Below are 12,679 nucleotides of genomic sequence, written 5' to 3' on the forward strand. Positions count from 1 at the left end.
AACTGGCGGAGAGGCGATAAAGGACCCGGCATGCCTGTTCAAGCCGCGGGCTCTCGCCCTACCTTAGGGATAGAGGCTATCTCCTGCCCGGAAGGCAACCGATCCCGCGATGACCGATACCGCCACCCCACCCCGGCTCACCATTCCCGTCCTGCTCGGCTCGGTGCGGCAGGACCGCAAGGGCATTCGGGCGGCAAGGCTGCTGATGGCAGCGCTGGAGGCGCGCGGCCACGAACCGGTGCTGGTCGATCCGCTGGAAGACCAGTTGCCGCTGCTGGACCGCATGTACAAGGAATATCCGGCCGGCACGGCCGCGGCGGTGATGGAGAAACTGGCGGCGCTCTACCGGCGGGCGGACGGGTTTCTTATCGTCAGCGGCGAATATAACCACGGCATTCCGCCGGCGCTTAAAAACATGCTCGACCATTTTCTGGAGGAGTATTTCTGGCGTCCCTCGGCAATCGCCTGTTATTCGGCCGGCCGCTTTGGCGGGGTGCGCGCCGCCATGCAGCTGCGCATGACGCTGGCGGAACTTGGCATGCCGAGTATACCGAGCCTCTTTACCGTGCCGGAGATTGGCAGTGCCCTCGCCGAAGATGGCACCGCGCTCAACGACCGCCTCCCCCGGCAGCTCGGCCGGTTTCTGGATGAATTCTTCTGGTATTGCCGGGCGCTGAAGGCAGAGCGCGCCGGTGGCACGCCCTACTGAGCGGCTCCCGCAGTGACGCCGTCGTCCGCCACCGCCCTTGCCAAACGTCTGGATGGGATCGTCCATGCGGCAATTGATGCCCGCAAGATCGTGGGCGCGGTGCTGGTTGCCTTCAGGCGTGGCCAGCCCTGTTATCAAGGCAGCCGGGGTCTGGCGGACCGCGAGGCATCGCGGCCCATGGCCATCGATACCATCTTCCGCCTCTCCTCCCTCACCAAGCCGATTGTGGCAGCGGCTTTCCTGGCCATGGTGGACAAGGGGTTGATGCGGCCTGAGGACGATATCCGGAACTATCTGCCGGAGTTTCACCCGGCTCTTGCCGATGGCTCACGCCCGGTTATCCGCCTGGTTCATCTGCTCGCCCATACGGCCGGGATCGGCGATGTCCTTCCCGGCGACCCGGAACCCGATGCCCTTCCGGTCAAACCGGAGATGAATGCAGGCGCTCTGGTCACTGCCCTGTCGGCGGTGCCGCTTCTGTTTCCACCCGGCACCCGCTGGCGCTATTCCCGCGCGCTGGAAGTGCTGGCCGCCGCGATGTGCCGGGTGAATGGCAGCGACCTTGCCGGCGTGATCGAGCGCTATGTAGCCGGCCCGTTAGGCCTGCGCGATACCGCCTTCGGCGTAACAGAACCGGCACGGCTTGCCGCTGCTTACGCCGACGGGCCGCAGGGCGGCGAACGTATGACGCCCCGTCACCGGATCGGCAATCCTTGGGGCGGGATCACTGAATATTTCCCGCAGGCGATCCTGGCGCCCTGCGTCTTTCAATCGGCGAGCGGCGGCATGGCCGGCACCGGGGGTGATTTTGTCGTCCTGCTGGAAGCCCTGCGGACCGGACAACTTTTTGAACGGCCCGACACCCGGGCCCTGGCACTCTCGAATCTGACACCGCAACTGCCCTTCGCAGTCAGCCCTGGCTGGCAATTTGGTACTCTCGGCGCCTGGCTCGCCTCCCCGGCGGAGGCGGCCTCGCCCTGCGGGCCCGGCACCGTGCGCTGGGGCGGCATCTATGGCCATAGCTGGTTCATCGACCCGGAGGCGGAACTGACGGTGGTGGCGATGACCAATACCGGGCTTGAAGGCAGCGACGGCACCTACCCGCTGGCCATCCGGGACGCCTTCTATCCGGGCGCCGGCGTCAGTTGAGATAACCGGCAACGCCGTCCCACAGCAGCTTTACCCCCACCACAACCAGCAGCCCGTAACAGGCACGATAAAGCTGATGCTGGTCGAGCCGCCCCTGAAAGCGCCAGCCGAGCCCCACACCGGCCGGCACAGCGGCAACACAGATCACCATCAAGACCCACTCGCTGCCCGCTGGCCGCGCCAGCAGCAGCCAGGGCAGCGCCTTGGTGGCATTGCCGACGGTAAAGAACAGGCTGGTGGTTCCGGCATAAACCTCCTTGGTAAGGCCGAGCGGCAAAAGATACATGGCAAGCGGCGGCCCGCCGGAATGCGCCACCATGGTGGTGATGCCAGAAGCGAAACCGGCACCAACCGCCTTGGGCGACGACCGGGCCCGACTGCGAACCTTTCCCCCTCCTGCGAACCACAGGCCGACGAATGCCAGGGTAATGACCGCCATCACGATGGAGATGGCACGGTGATCGAGGAAGCGGAACAACAGGTACCCAAGCCCGATCCCCACGACGAGCCCGGGCAGAAGCAGCACAAGATCGGGCTTCGACCAGGTCGAGGGTTTGTAGTAACGCAGCGCGAACAGGTCGATCACCACCAAGAGCGGCGCCAGCAATCCACCGGCCGTCACCGGGTCCATCACGGTCGACAGCAGCAGGATGCCAATGATGGCAAACCCGCCCCCAAAAGCACCCCGCATGAAGCAGATGAGAAACACACCGGCGACGGCGACTGTTATGGTCAGCGCCGTCAACTCCGGCAGGGCCGGTGCACCCGTCATCTCCTGCGGTTTCGGCCGATGTCGAGCGGCACGCCCCGTACCGCCGCCTCGATCTGCGCCCGCTCAAGGCCAATGTCCGTCAGACAGTAACTCTCGAGTTCCTGAAGATGGGCAATCGCGGCCCGGCGGGCAAAATAGCGGCGGGTCAGGCGCCAACAGGCCGCAAGGCCACTCAGCAGCAGGGCCGGCAGGCTCCTGCGCCGGACGGGGTGGAGGACGGCTGAGGACGGGGCTGACATCTGCGCTCTCCTTCTTGCGCGCTTTCGGCAACAAGGCACCGTTGACCCGGGTGCCCGCTCGCACACCGGATCTGCTGCCTGCTACCTTGTTGAAACTTGGCGAACCCGAAGCAATCGGGTTGATGAAGCAAGATTGTTCCGATAAAATAGTCAGTGCAATTTAAACATTGCTCTCGGTGCAATTAATGTCCCAATCGGAATATCTGAAGCTGGCCGACAGCATTGCCGCGGCGATTGCCGACGGCACGCTCAAACCCGGCGACCGCCTGCCGCCGCAGCGTGACTTTGCCTATGAGCACAAGATCGCGGTTTCGACGGCCAGCCGGGTTTATGCCGAGTTGCTGCGCCGGGGCCTGGTGGTCGGCGAGGTTGGTCGGGGCACCTTTATTTCCGGCACCGCCCGCCGGGGTGCTGCTGCGCCGGGAGAGCCCCGCGGCGCCCGTATCGATCTTGAATTCAGTTACCCCATCCTGCCGGGGCAGACGGCGATGATTGGCCGATGCCTAGAAAACCTGCAAAAATCCGGCGGCTTTGATGTCGCTCTGCGGCAGGCGACCAGTGTCGGTACACCGGAAATGCGCGCGCTTTCTGCTGCTTTTCTGGCACGGGATGGCTGGGCCCCCTCCCCGCACCAGATGGTTTTCACCGGCAATGGCCGGCAATGCATTGCGGCGGCGCTCACAACACTGGTACCAACTGGCGGTCGCTGCGGGGTAGAGGCGCTTACCTACCCCTTCATCAAGGGCATTGCCTCGCGCCTAGGCATTTCGCTGGTGCCGCTGGCGCTTGATAAAAAGGGATTGAGGCCCGACGCCGTCGAAAAGGCACATCGGGAAGCACGGCTTTCTGCACTTTATGTGCAGCCGAATGTACAAAATCCGCTGGGCATGACCATGCCCCCCGCCCGCCGCGCCGAAATTGTGCGCATGGCGGAAAAGTTGGACCTGCCGGTGATCGAGGACAGCGTTTACAGCTTTCTCGATGATGCCGCGCCGCTGGCGGCGCTGGCGCCGGACCGGTGCATTACAATCGACAGCCTGTCCAAACGAACCTCGCCGGGCCTCGCTATCGGGTTTCTTGTCGCGCCGCCGGCCTTGCGCGAAAGCATCATGGCGTCGGTGCGCTCCGGTGGCTGGACGGCATCCGGTTTTGCTTTTGCGGCTGCCGAGCGCATGATTGCAGAGGGTGTTGCCAGCGAGCTTTCCCGCCTCAAACGAATTGACGCCGGCAAACGGCAGAAACTGGCAGCACGGCTGCTGTCCAATTTTGAAATTCAGGCAAACCCCAATGCCTATCATCTGTGGCTGACCCTGCCGCCCCACTGGCGCTCGCAAAATCTAGTGTCGGCCGCCGCCCGGCGCGACATCGCCCTCACCCCGTCCACAACCTTCGCCGTCACTCCCGGCCATGCCCCCAATGCCGTGCGGCTGGCGCTGGCATCGCCCCCGATTGACCAGCTTGAGGCCGGCCTTGGCGCCCTTGCCGCCATCCTCAATGCTCCGGCAGAGGATTTTCACTTCACGGAATAGGCCGGAGAAAGCGCGGCGCTCGCTCCTCCTGCCCCTCCCCGGATTGCCGGCGGCATCAGGGCCTGCCGGGGCTGCACCCGATGCCGCCAGCCGGTCAGGCGATATCCTGCAGATCAGTGCTGCGGGTCACGGCTTCCCAGGCCTTCAACTCCTGATCAAGGCTCTCCATCCGCTGGCGATACTGGTCGAGGGCATCGCCGCCGATCAGAAGGTGGACTGGGGGCCGGTCCGCCTCGACAGCCTTGATAATCGCGCGCGCTCCCCGGGCGGGATCTCCCGCCTGTTTGCCGTGGCCGGCAAGCGTCCCGGCGCGCACTTTCCCCGCTGTTTCGGCATAGTCCTCCAGAATGATGGCCGACTGTTTCATCGAGGCCGGTCCGCGGAACTCTGTCCGGAAGGCGCCCGGGGCAACGGCGGTAACACCGATATTCAGCGGGGCGAGTTCCTTTGCGAGCGTGTCTGACAAGGCTTCCAGAGCAAATTTGGCCATGTGGTAATAACCCACCGCCGGGAAGGTGATCAGGCCGCCGATGGAGGTGATGTTTACGATATGGCCCTGCCGCCGTGCCCGCATGCCCGGCAAAACGGCCTTTATCAGGTCAAGCGGCCCGAACAGGTCTGCCTCGAAAAGGGCCCTTGCCTCTATATCCTCACCCTCCTCGATAGCGGCGAGATAGCCATAACCGGCATTGTTCACGAGGACATCGAGACGGCCAAAATGCGCGATGGCGGCGGTGACGGCCGCGTCGATCTGCGCCTTGTCCGTTACATCAAGACCAAGCGCCAGCGCCCTGCCGGCATGACCTTCGATCAGGTCCGCAGTATCAGCACTCTGGCGCGCCGTAATAACAGTGCGGTATCCGGCTTTCAAAACCTCCCGGGCGATGGCCCTGCCAAGGCCGCGCGAACAGCCGGTGATGAACCATACGGCTTCATTTTTCGGGATCATCATCTCTTCTCCTTGATTGACGATCCGAAAATAGTGCCGACCATATCGTTCGATTATACTGGATGGACATCAAGAGGCGTTGAATGAAATTTCATGATCAGGCCAGCCTCGACGACCTTGCCGCTTTCGCGGCAGTCGCGCGCCTGCGCAGTTACACCCGGGCTGCCGCCAGCCTCAAGACATCGACATCCAATCTCAGCCACACGATCCGCCGCCTGGAGGCGCAGCTTGGTTATCGTGTATTGCAGCGTAACAGCCGGAGTGTGTCGGCCACCGAGGCGGGCGAAATGCTCCTGCTTGAACTGGGGCCCGCTCTTGACAGCATCCGGCACGTTCTCGAACGGCTGGGAGAAGAGCAGGAGACGATCTCCGGAACGCTGAGGCTGACCCTGACCCGGCAGGCTTATGAGGCCGTCGTCCGCCCTGTCCTGCCGAAATTCACCGCAGAGCACCCCAGGGCAACGGTGGAACTCAGCATCGACTACGGATACCGCGATATCGTGGCGGATAATTTTGATGCGGGGATCCGGCTGGGCGAAAAACTGCAGCAGGACATGATCGCCTTCAGGGTCGGGCCTGATTTACAGATGGCGGTCGTCGCCTCCCCGGAATATCTGGCCAGATCGGCAGCAATCGGCAGCCCCGGGGATCTCGCGCATCATCGCTGCATCAATTACCGGCTGGTTGCCGGCAATATGATCTACTCTTGGGAGTTCGAGAAAAGGGGCCAGGCACTTGCCATTCCAGTAAACGGCCCGGTTACCACAAACGAACCGGACCTCATGCTCCAGATGGCACTCGACGGGCTTGGCGTTGCCTATCTTCTGGAACATGAAGTTGCACCGCATCTGAAATCGGGGCGCTTGATCCGCAAGCTTGCGGACTGGACACCGTCATTCCCCGGATTTCATCTCTACTATCCATCCCGTCGGCAAATGAGGCCGGTACTGGCTGCTTTCAATCAGGCGTTGCGCTCATCCAGACAGAGTACACAAACCGCTGGATAAAGGTGATTTACGACTGTCCTAGTCGACATTGTTACAGCCGCTCTCACCTTGCAAAGGGTTTCAACCGTGCCTGGAAACAACACGCTTTAGAAGCGACGCGTATCCAGGATACTCCGGCCCCACCAGCGGGAGCCCCGTTCTTGCGATAATTTTTTCAATGCCCTCCGGGTTAAGTTCCTCACCCGCGGCCAGACCAAGCCGGGCAATTTCCAATTCCTGACCCCAGAAATAGATGGCTTGCGCTCCGATATTTGACTGCATCCGAGCTACTTCGCTGATCCAATCTTCCGCTCTTAGCCGCAACCAAATATCCGCCATCATAAAATCTACACTCGTCTCTGGCCGGTAGGTGAGCGCGTCGGCTTGGACGATCTTGATTTTTTGCCGTGCGGCTTCAGGCAACTGGCTGAAAATATTCAGTTCCTCGTGCAGAGCGAGAACATCCGCATCAAGCTCAACAACAGTCACGCTGCTCACTTCATCCCGCAGCGCGGTCACAGCAGCGGCCCATCCCATTCCCATGCCGAGAATGACCACATCTCCACGGGAAAGCCGCACACCGATCTCCTGGCTTTCTATTTCCATCGGTGTCATCGACATCCAAGTGGAGCCATCGCGGATAAGACCCGCCATGTTCCTCACGAGGACGGCGTCACTCCAGTACCCACCGGCGAAATTCAGTTCGGAGATGAGGATCTCCCATTCCCCGCGCCGGATCGACCGGTAAGCGGGGATGAAAAGATCAGTCTCGAAGAAAGTCACGTCGCTCATCGATGGCACACACCCCCGGAATGTTGCGACTTTTAAAAGCCAGGCTCAGGCCAGCGCCGTCTCCATCCGCCGTATACCCTCTTCCAGCGTCTTTCGGCTGCAGCCGAAATTGAGGCGCACGAAACGCTTGTCGGCAAAGTCGGCGCCGGGGTTGAAGCCGACCTTGCCCTTCTCCAGGAAGTGGGCATAGGCATCGGCAAGGCCAAGGGCGGAGCAGTCGAGCCAGGCGAGGAAGGTGGCTTCCGGCGTCTTGAGGCTGATGCCGGGCAGGCGCGTCTTCACCGCGTCCACCAGATAGTCGCGGTTGGCCTGAAGATAGGGGATGAGTGCCTTGTGCCACGGGCCGCCATGGCGGTAGGCCGCCAGCGTGGCATCGAGGCCGATGACGTTGACGCTGTCGACAAGGCCCATGCGCGAGGCCTCGAATTCCCGGCGCAGTTCGGCATTGGGGATGATGGCGAAGGCGGTCTTGAGGCCGGCGATGTTGTAGGTCTTGCTGGCAGCCATGATGGTGATGGTGCGCTCGGCAATCTCCGGGCTCAGCGAGGCCATCGGCACATGGCGGCGGCCGTCATAGAGCAGGTCGCAATGCACTTCGTCGGCGATGATGAGCGTGCCGGCGGCAAGGCATTTTTCCGCCATTGCCAGCAACTCCTCGCGGCCGAAGACGCGGCCGGTGGGATTATGCGGGTTGCACAGGATGAAGGCCGCGGACTTCCCGGCCGCCTTGCCGAAAGCGTCAAGGTCGATTTCCCAGCGCGCGCCGCCATCCACCATCGGCACATCGTGGCGCTCGAGGTTCCAGTGGCCGGCTGCCGCCAGGATGGGCGGATACATCGGCGTCTGCACCAGCACGCCCTTGCCCGCCCCGCCCTTCTTGCCAAGCGCCGAAAACGCCTTCAGCGGCATGCTGAAACCGGGCGTTACCGACGGTAGCAGGGTGATGGCTTCCGGCGACACTTCCCAGCCGTACCGGGTCATCATCTCCGCCGCCAGCGTCTCGCGCAGTTCGGCAGAGGTGACGCCGTAGCCCATCACCGGATGGGCCGCCCGCCTGGCGATCGCCGCCATGATTTCCGGCGCCACCGGCAGGTCCATGTCCGCCACCCACATCGGCAGCACGTCCCCGGGATAACGGTTCCACTTGGCGCTGCCGGTGCCGCGACGGTCAATCACGGTATCGAAATCGTAAGCCGGCTGGGCCTTGCTGTCGTAGGGTATCGGGTTGCTCATTCGGTTACAAAATCCTCCCCCGATCGCGGGGGAGGTGCCGCATTGCGGCGAAGGGGGATGTGGGCGGTGCAGCTTGCCGGCACTTTGGATAATCCGGCCCGTCAACACCCCCACCGGCGCTGCGCGCCACCTCCCCATGAATGGGGAGGTTAAAAAATTCCCCACCAGCGGGAGAAGAAACTTCGCTCAATGGCCGCGCGTAGCGCCACCATCAACGCGGATCATCGAGCCGGTAATGTAGCTTGCCTGCTGGCTGGCGAGGAAGGCAACCGTGGCGCCGAACTCTTCCGGCTGGCCATAGCGGCCGGCGGGGATCTCGTTGCGGGCCGCCTGCTGTACGGCATCCAGTTCCATGCCGCTGCGCTGGGCACGGCCTTCATCCAGTTCGCGCACGCGGTCGGTATCAATGCGGCCCGGCAGAACCTCGTTGCCGCCGCAGCCCGCCGCGACATCGCCCTCACCCCGTCGACAACCTTTGCCGTTACGCCGGGCCATGCCCCGAACGCCGTCCGGCTGGCGCTGGCCTCCCCGCCGATGGACCAGCTCGACAGCGGCCTCAGCACGCTTGCCGCGATCCTGAAGGCGCCGGCCGAAGATTTTAATTTTACGGAGTAAGTAAAACGCCGGAGGGGAAACCCGCTCCGGCGCCTGACATCAGTAAAGCGTCTCAAGGACCCTGATGATGTCGCCGGGCAGGATCGGCGTCATTTCATCGGCGCGATACTGCTCCTGCTTGCCATTGACACGGCGGATAAGTGCCACTTCACCCTGACGGGCGCGATAGTCATACCCCCCCGCCCGCGCAATGGCGCTGAGGACAGTCGCCCCGCTGGTATAGGCAAACTCCCCGGGAGCCCGCACCTCGCCCAGCACATAAAACGGCTGGTAGGTCTGAACTTCGGTGGAAACCTGCGGGTCCTTCAGCAAGGTGCCCGCGACCAGCGCCTCTTCAACCCGCTTGGACAGATCCGTTGCAGTCAGCCCGCTGGCCCGTATGTTACCAACCAGTGGAATGGCCACACTGCCGTTGGGATCGATCACAAAGTCACCGGACATTGCCGGTTCATTGAAAACCGTGACCCGGACCCGGTTACCCGGCTCAAGCAGATAACCGGCGTCCGGGCCGGAAATCTGCTTGGGCGCCCATTCAGTGGGCAGGGTACGGTTGGGACCACCACAGGCGGCAAGACCGATCGCGCAAAGAACAAGCGCCAGGAGCGGTCGCAGGAAGTTAAACGAAATCACAATATACCTCAGTGCCGAGGGGCATCACATCCGGACGCCGATACGCGCCATGACCACCGTATCGGTGTAGTCCGTGCCAAGGTTGTCGTCCTGGCGCTTGTCGCGCAGCGAAAGATCAAGGCCCGTATAGAGGTTTTCGCTGAAGGCATAGGTCACGCTGCCGCGGCCCTGATACGTCCATGCATCGCCATCGAGGCCTTCATACTCATCATGGTCAACCCCGGCAAAACCGGAGACGATGATGTTACGCCGAAGCTCATGCCGGACCAGAACAGAGGTGCCGGTTCGCACCATTGCAGAAGAACCACCCTTGGTGGTTTCCATCGCTTCGCGGCTGAGGCTCGGCACAACCAGCGTCTGCTTGGTCGGGGTCCAGTTGAAGACCGCCTTGATCGAAAGGCCGCTAGGGTCGGAAACGGACGGGTCGTCCACATTCGTGTCGAAATAACCGACCAGGAAGTCGCCACGGATCAGCTGGGTAACATCGACCCCCAGACCAGCCTGCGCATTATAACCCTTGCTCGATCGGTCAATACCACCGGCATCGACGGCATCATCGTAAGAGACGTTCTTGCCGGTCAACTGGCCCAAGGCAAAATAACCCGGCACGAACTCATAACCGACACGGCCGGTGAGGCTGTACTCGTCACGGTCACGGTTGTCGTTGTCGATCGTCGTGCCGGCCGACGTGGTCACATTGTCGTAGTCGTAACGCTTACCGTTCCCGGAGAGCGAATAGACCCACTGCCCCTGGGTGGTTTTGCCGCCAGCATCGAGGTTCGCAAGCATATACGGCGTCGGCTCCTTACCATTCACCGCATCGGGGCTACCGCGATCTTCATGCACCCAGCCAACGAAAGTCGAGACGTTCAGTTCGGTGTTGCTGGTCAGGTCGTAACGGCCGTCGCCGGTGAGGCGTACGTTGGTCTGATCGTCGTCCGAGTGCTTGGCATAGATCTGGTGCTCGACATCCACGCCAAAATTCAGCGAATGACGGGCGAACTGAGACTCAGCCCGGACCTTCGGGTTGATCTTGGTGATCCAGTCGCTTTTGACGTCGTCTTCGAGCGCGTAAATATTGCTTTCGTAAGCTTCTGCGAGCGAGGCGTCCGGGAAAATCAGGAACTGGCCAACCTTGACGCCCTTGGGCTGGTACTGGTTTGCAACCAGACCCTGGTCGACAGCGCTGCTCTGATCTTCGCCCGTCGCGTCAATACTGGCGGCAACCTTGGAGGTTGACACTTCCCGCCCCGGCTCGGCGGAGGCGCCGGCACCTGAGACAGCCTGAGCATGGGAGACCATTGGAACCAGGGGTACGGCAAGCGCTGCCATCAAGGCGGCGGCAGAAGGCGATATCTTACCCGGCATCCGCGATGCTCCATGTTTGTCGTTTTTAGCCACCTAAAGGCCTCTCCCAAAGGGAGAAGAGGTCAACCATAAGCCCGGCGGCGTAATGAAGTCTTCTTAAGGTTACTTCTCCTATCATTTGCACTCTTCCGGGACAAGCGGTTGCCGATTAAAAAACAAAGGCGTAGCTTGTTTTCGCCGATTGCGTTGCAAATGCCCCACTCCCCCGACGGCAGCATACGTACATATATGGATCCGCGTATCACCCTTGAATGAAGCCGGACTGGCATGGACGCAATTAAAACAGGAACTGTCGCCGTCAGCGACATTACGCAGTTGCACAATAAAACTGGAAGATTTTCATTCCTGCGGCCACTTGCGCCAGGTTTGTTGCTTGCGGCAAGTGACATAGTTGTCATCCAGTTGTGTCTGATTTGCGCCACCCTTATTCGGGCCGCGCTTTCTCCCTGGTATCCGATCGGGATCGGCCCCGCAGTCTATCTGGGATTGCACGCCGCCGTTTTCTCGCTTTCCTTCGCTTTCTGCTTTGCCTCGCTGTATCCAGGCTACGGAAAGACTTCCATCGAGCGGCTGCGCCTCAGAATACTGGCGATCTTTGCAGCATTCGGCGCCATGCTGGTTTTCGATTATCTTGCCCAGGCCGGCCAATGGTCCCGCGGCATCCTTCTGATCGCCGCGTTCCTCGTAAGCATTGCGATTCCCCTTTGGGACAGCATAGCCCGCCGGCTCATGACACGGGCCGGCATCTGGGGAACGCCGGTCATTGTTTTTGGCCCCGCAGCCTTGCGCCAGCCCATCATCGCATCCCTGAGGCAGCATAATGAACTCGGCTGGAGGCCTGTAGCCGAAGGGGAGCGGGCACTTTTGGGAGCTCCGGCCCTGCCCAATGTCGGCCTCGCCATCGTTATTGCCGACGGAAAAAATCCGATTTCGGGCCTTGATCACCTTCCCTACCCGAAGGTTGTCATGGTGCCTGCCGTGGCCGAGATGCAGAGCCTGTGGGTACAGGTGCGCGATATGGGCACCCATCTGGGCCTCGAGATGCAGCGCAATCTTCTGGTTCCGGCAAACCGGCTTTTCAAACGCTGCTTCGATATCGTGTTTTCTGTAGCGGCCATTCTTTTGTCATTGCCCGTGGTTGTGCCAGTAACCATTGCCGTAAAGCTGCTTTCACCAGGGCCCCTCTTCTTTACGCAGGAGCGTCACGGCCTTGATGGCAGCACGTTCCGGATCATCAAGTTCCGCACCATGCAAACTGATGCGGAAGAGCGCCTCAAGGCGCATCTGGCAGCAAACCCGCAGGCGCGCGATGAATGGGAACGCTTCCGCAAACTGGCCCGCGACCCGCGGATAATCCCCGTTTTCGGCACACTCATGCGCCGGCTGAGCATCGACGAACTGCCTCAGTTCATCAATGTACTGCGCGGCGAAATGAGCGTGGTCGGGCCGCGGCCATTGCCTGATTATCACTGGCGACCGAGCGGAGATCCCGATGCGGATCTCCGGATGAAGGTTCGGCCGGGCATTACAGGGCTCGTGCAGGTTTCCGGCCGCAGTACCCTGCCAGTCAGCGAACAGCTGCGACTTGACAGCTATTATGTACGCAACTGGTCTTTATGGATGGATCTCTACATTCTTGCCCGAACCGTCAGCGAGGTCTTGACGGGAAAGGGAGCGTGGTAGAGGTATCCCCGCATTGGCGGCTGCG

13 protein-coding genes and 1 pseudogene are annotated in these 12,679 nt (G+C 61.6%); 6 read left to right on the top strand and 8 right to left on the bottom strand.

Annotated features, from left to right (window positions below; all coding sequences use genetic code 11):
• The first annotated feature begins 109 nt into the window (after positions 1 to 109).
• The gene (locus tag QTL98_RS22075; RefSeq protein WP_445682304.1) at positions 110 to 709 is read left to right on the top strand and encodes an NADPH-dependent FMN reductase; all 600 of its coding nucleotides are present in this window, start codon (positions 110 to 112) and stop codon (positions 707 to 709) included.
• Between the two features lie 12 nt (positions 710 to 721).
• Positions 722 to 1,858, top strand: a complete 1,137-nt coding sequence (locus QTL98_RS22080) for a serine hydrolase domain-containing protein (protein ID WP_445682305.1) — start codon at positions 722 to 724, stop codon at positions 1,856 to 1,858.
• Here QTL98_RS22080 and QTL98_RS22085 read toward each other — a convergent pair.
• Both QTL98_RS22085 and QTL98_RS22090 read right to left on the bottom strand, forming a co-directional pair.
• Complete coding sequence (locus QTL98_RS22085) at positions 1,851 to 2,630, bottom strand: sulfite exporter TauE/SafE family protein (protein ID WP_445682306.1); 780 nt, start codon at positions 2,628 to 2,630, stop codon at positions 1,851 to 1,853. The two genes, QTL98_RS22080 and QTL98_RS22085, sit on opposite strands and share 8 nt — an antisense overlap.
• Positions 2,627 to 2,869 carry a YjiS-like domain-containing protein gene (locus QTL98_RS22090; RefSeq protein WP_445682307.1) on the bottom strand — a complete coding sequence of 81 codons (243 nt, stop codon included), beginning with the start codon at positions 2,867 to 2,869 and terminating at the stop codon, positions 2,627 to 2,629. The genes QTL98_RS22085 and QTL98_RS22090 overlap by 4 nt, the downstream gene beginning before the upstream one ends.
• 185 nt (positions 2,870 to 3,054) lie before the next feature.
• Between QTL98_RS22090 and QTL98_RS22095 the strand changes: the two genes are divergently transcribed.
• Positions 3,055 to 4,398: an aminotransferase-like domain-containing protein gene (locus QTL98_RS22095; protein WP_445682308.1), complete on the top strand. Its 1,344-nt coding sequence runs from the start codon at positions 3,055 to 3,057 to the stop codon at positions 4,396 to 4,398.
• Between the two features lie 94 nt (positions 4,399 to 4,492).
• Here the strand turns inward: QTL98_RS22095 and QTL98_RS22100 are convergent, their stop codons facing one another.
• Positions 4,493 to 5,347, bottom strand: a complete 855-nt coding sequence (locus tag QTL98_RS22100) for an oxidoreductase (protein WP_445682910.1) — start codon at positions 5,345 to 5,347, stop codon at positions 4,493 to 4,495.
• Positions 5,348 to 5,430: 83 nt separating this feature from the next.
• Here QTL98_RS22100 and QTL98_RS22105 point away from each other — a divergent pair, with 83 nt between their 5' ends.
• Entirely contained in the window at positions 5,431 to 6,354 is a 924-nt protein-coding gene (locus tag QTL98_RS22105; protein ID WP_445682309.1) for a LysR family transcriptional regulator, read from the top strand.
• 60 nt (positions 6,355 to 6,414) lie between these two features.
• On the opposite strand, the gene QTL98_RS22110 is transcribed toward QTL98_RS22105, so the two are convergent.
• The 3 genes from QTL98_RS22110 to QTL98_RS22120 all read right to left on the bottom strand — a co-directional run bounded on the left by QTL98_RS22110 (position 6,415) and on the right by QTL98_RS22120 (position 8,853).
• The gene (locus QTL98_RS22110; RefSeq protein ID WP_445682310.1) at positions 6,415 to 7,125 is read right to left on the bottom strand and encodes a hypothetical protein; all 711 of its coding nucleotides are present in this window, start codon (positions 7,123 to 7,125) and stop codon (positions 6,415 to 6,417) included.
• 45 nt (positions 7,126 to 7,170) lie between these two features.
• On the bottom strand, positions 7,171 to 8,358 hold the full coding sequence (locus QTL98_RS22115) for a MalY/PatB family protein (protein ID WP_445682311.1): 1,188 nt from the start codon (positions 8,356 to 8,358) through the stop codon (positions 7,171 to 7,173).
• 186 nt (positions 8,359 to 8,544) lie between these two features.
• Complete coding sequence (locus QTL98_RS22120; RefSeq protein ID WP_445682911.1) at positions 8,545 to 8,853, bottom strand: SDR family oxidoreductase; 309 nt, start codon at positions 8,851 to 8,853, stop codon at positions 8,545 to 8,547.
• Here QTL98_RS22120 and QTL98_RS22125 point away from each other — a divergent pair.
• A pseudogene (locus QTL98_RS22125) lies at positions 8,776 to 8,973 on the top strand (PLP-dependent aminotransferase family protein); the annotation flags it as partial. The gene QTL98_RS22120 and the pseudogene QTL98_RS22125 overlap by 78 nt on opposite strands.
• Positions 8,974 to 9,012: 39 nt before the next feature.
• Here QTL98_RS22125 and QTL98_RS22130 read toward each other — a convergent pair.
• Together QTL98_RS22130 and QTL98_RS22135 are read right to left on the bottom strand one after the other, a co-directional pair.
• Positions 9,013 to 9,603: a polysaccharide biosynthesis/export family protein gene (locus QTL98_RS22130; protein ID WP_445682312.1), complete on the bottom strand. Its 591-nt coding sequence runs from the start codon at positions 9,601 to 9,603 to the stop codon at positions 9,013 to 9,015.
• A 24-nt stretch (positions 9,604 to 9,627) separates the two neighbouring features.
• On the bottom strand, positions 9,628 to 11,004 hold the full coding sequence (locus QTL98_RS22135; RefSeq protein WP_445682313.1) for an outer membrane beta-barrel protein: 1,377 nt from the start codon (positions 11,002 to 11,004) through the stop codon (positions 9,628 to 9,630).
• A 234-nt stretch (positions 11,005 to 11,238) separates the two neighbouring features.
• Here QTL98_RS22135 and QTL98_RS22140 point away from each other — a divergent pair, with 234 nt between their 5' ends.
• Positions 11,239 to 12,654: a sugar transferase gene (locus tag QTL98_RS22140; protein ID WP_445682314.1), complete on the top strand. Its 1,416-nt coding sequence runs from the start codon at positions 11,239 to 11,241 to the stop codon at positions 12,652 to 12,654.
• The last annotated feature ends 25 nt before the right edge of the window (positions 12,655 to 12,679 follow it).

Source organism: Radicibacter daui (assembly GCA_030657355.1).
GTDB lineage: Bacteria > Pseudomonadota > Alphaproteobacteria > Radicibacterales > Radicibacteraceae > Radicibacter > Radicibacter daui.

Bases quoted from the DNA above. Each gene is read 5' to 3' on its own strand.
- QTL98_RS22120 (WP_445682911.1), bottom strand. From the start codon at position 8,853: ATGGCCCGGCGTAACGGCAAAGGTTGTCGACGGGGTGAGGGCGATGTC.
- QTL98_RS22075 (WP_445682304.1), top strand. From the start codon at position 110: ATGACCGATACCGCCACCCCACCCCGGCTCACCATTCCCGTCCTGCTC.
- QTL98_RS22095 (WP_445682308.1), top strand. From the start codon at position 3,055: ATGTCCCAATCGGAATATCTGAAGCTGGCCGACAGCATTGCCGCGGCG.
- QTL98_RS22100 (WP_445682910.1), bottom strand. From the start codon at position 5,347: ATGATCCCGAAAAATGAAGCCGTATGGTTCATCACCGGCTGTTCGCGC.
- QTL98_RS22090 (WP_445682307.1), bottom strand. From the start codon at position 2,869: ATGTCAGCCCCGTCCTCAGCCGTCCTCCACCCCGTCCGGCGCAGGAGC.
- QTL98_RS22115 (WP_445682311.1), bottom strand. From the start codon at position 8,358: ATGAGCAACCCGATACCCTACGACAGCAAGGCCCAGCCGGCTTACGAT.
- QTL98_RS22110 (WP_445682310.1), bottom strand. From the start codon at position 7,125: ATGAGCGACGTGACTTTCTTCGAGACTGATCTTTTCATCCCCGCTTAC.
- QTL98_RS22105 (WP_445682309.1), top strand. From the start codon at position 5,431: ATGAAATTTCATGATCAGGCCAGCCTCGACGACCTTGCCGCTTTCGCG.
- QTL98_RS22085 (WP_445682306.1), bottom strand. From the start codon at position 2,630: ATGACGGGTGCACCGGCCCTGCCGGAGTTGACGGCGCTGACCATAACA.
- QTL98_RS22140 (WP_445682314.1), top strand. From the start codon at position 11,239: ATGGACGCAATTAAAACAGGAACTGTCGCCGTCAGCGACATTACGCAG.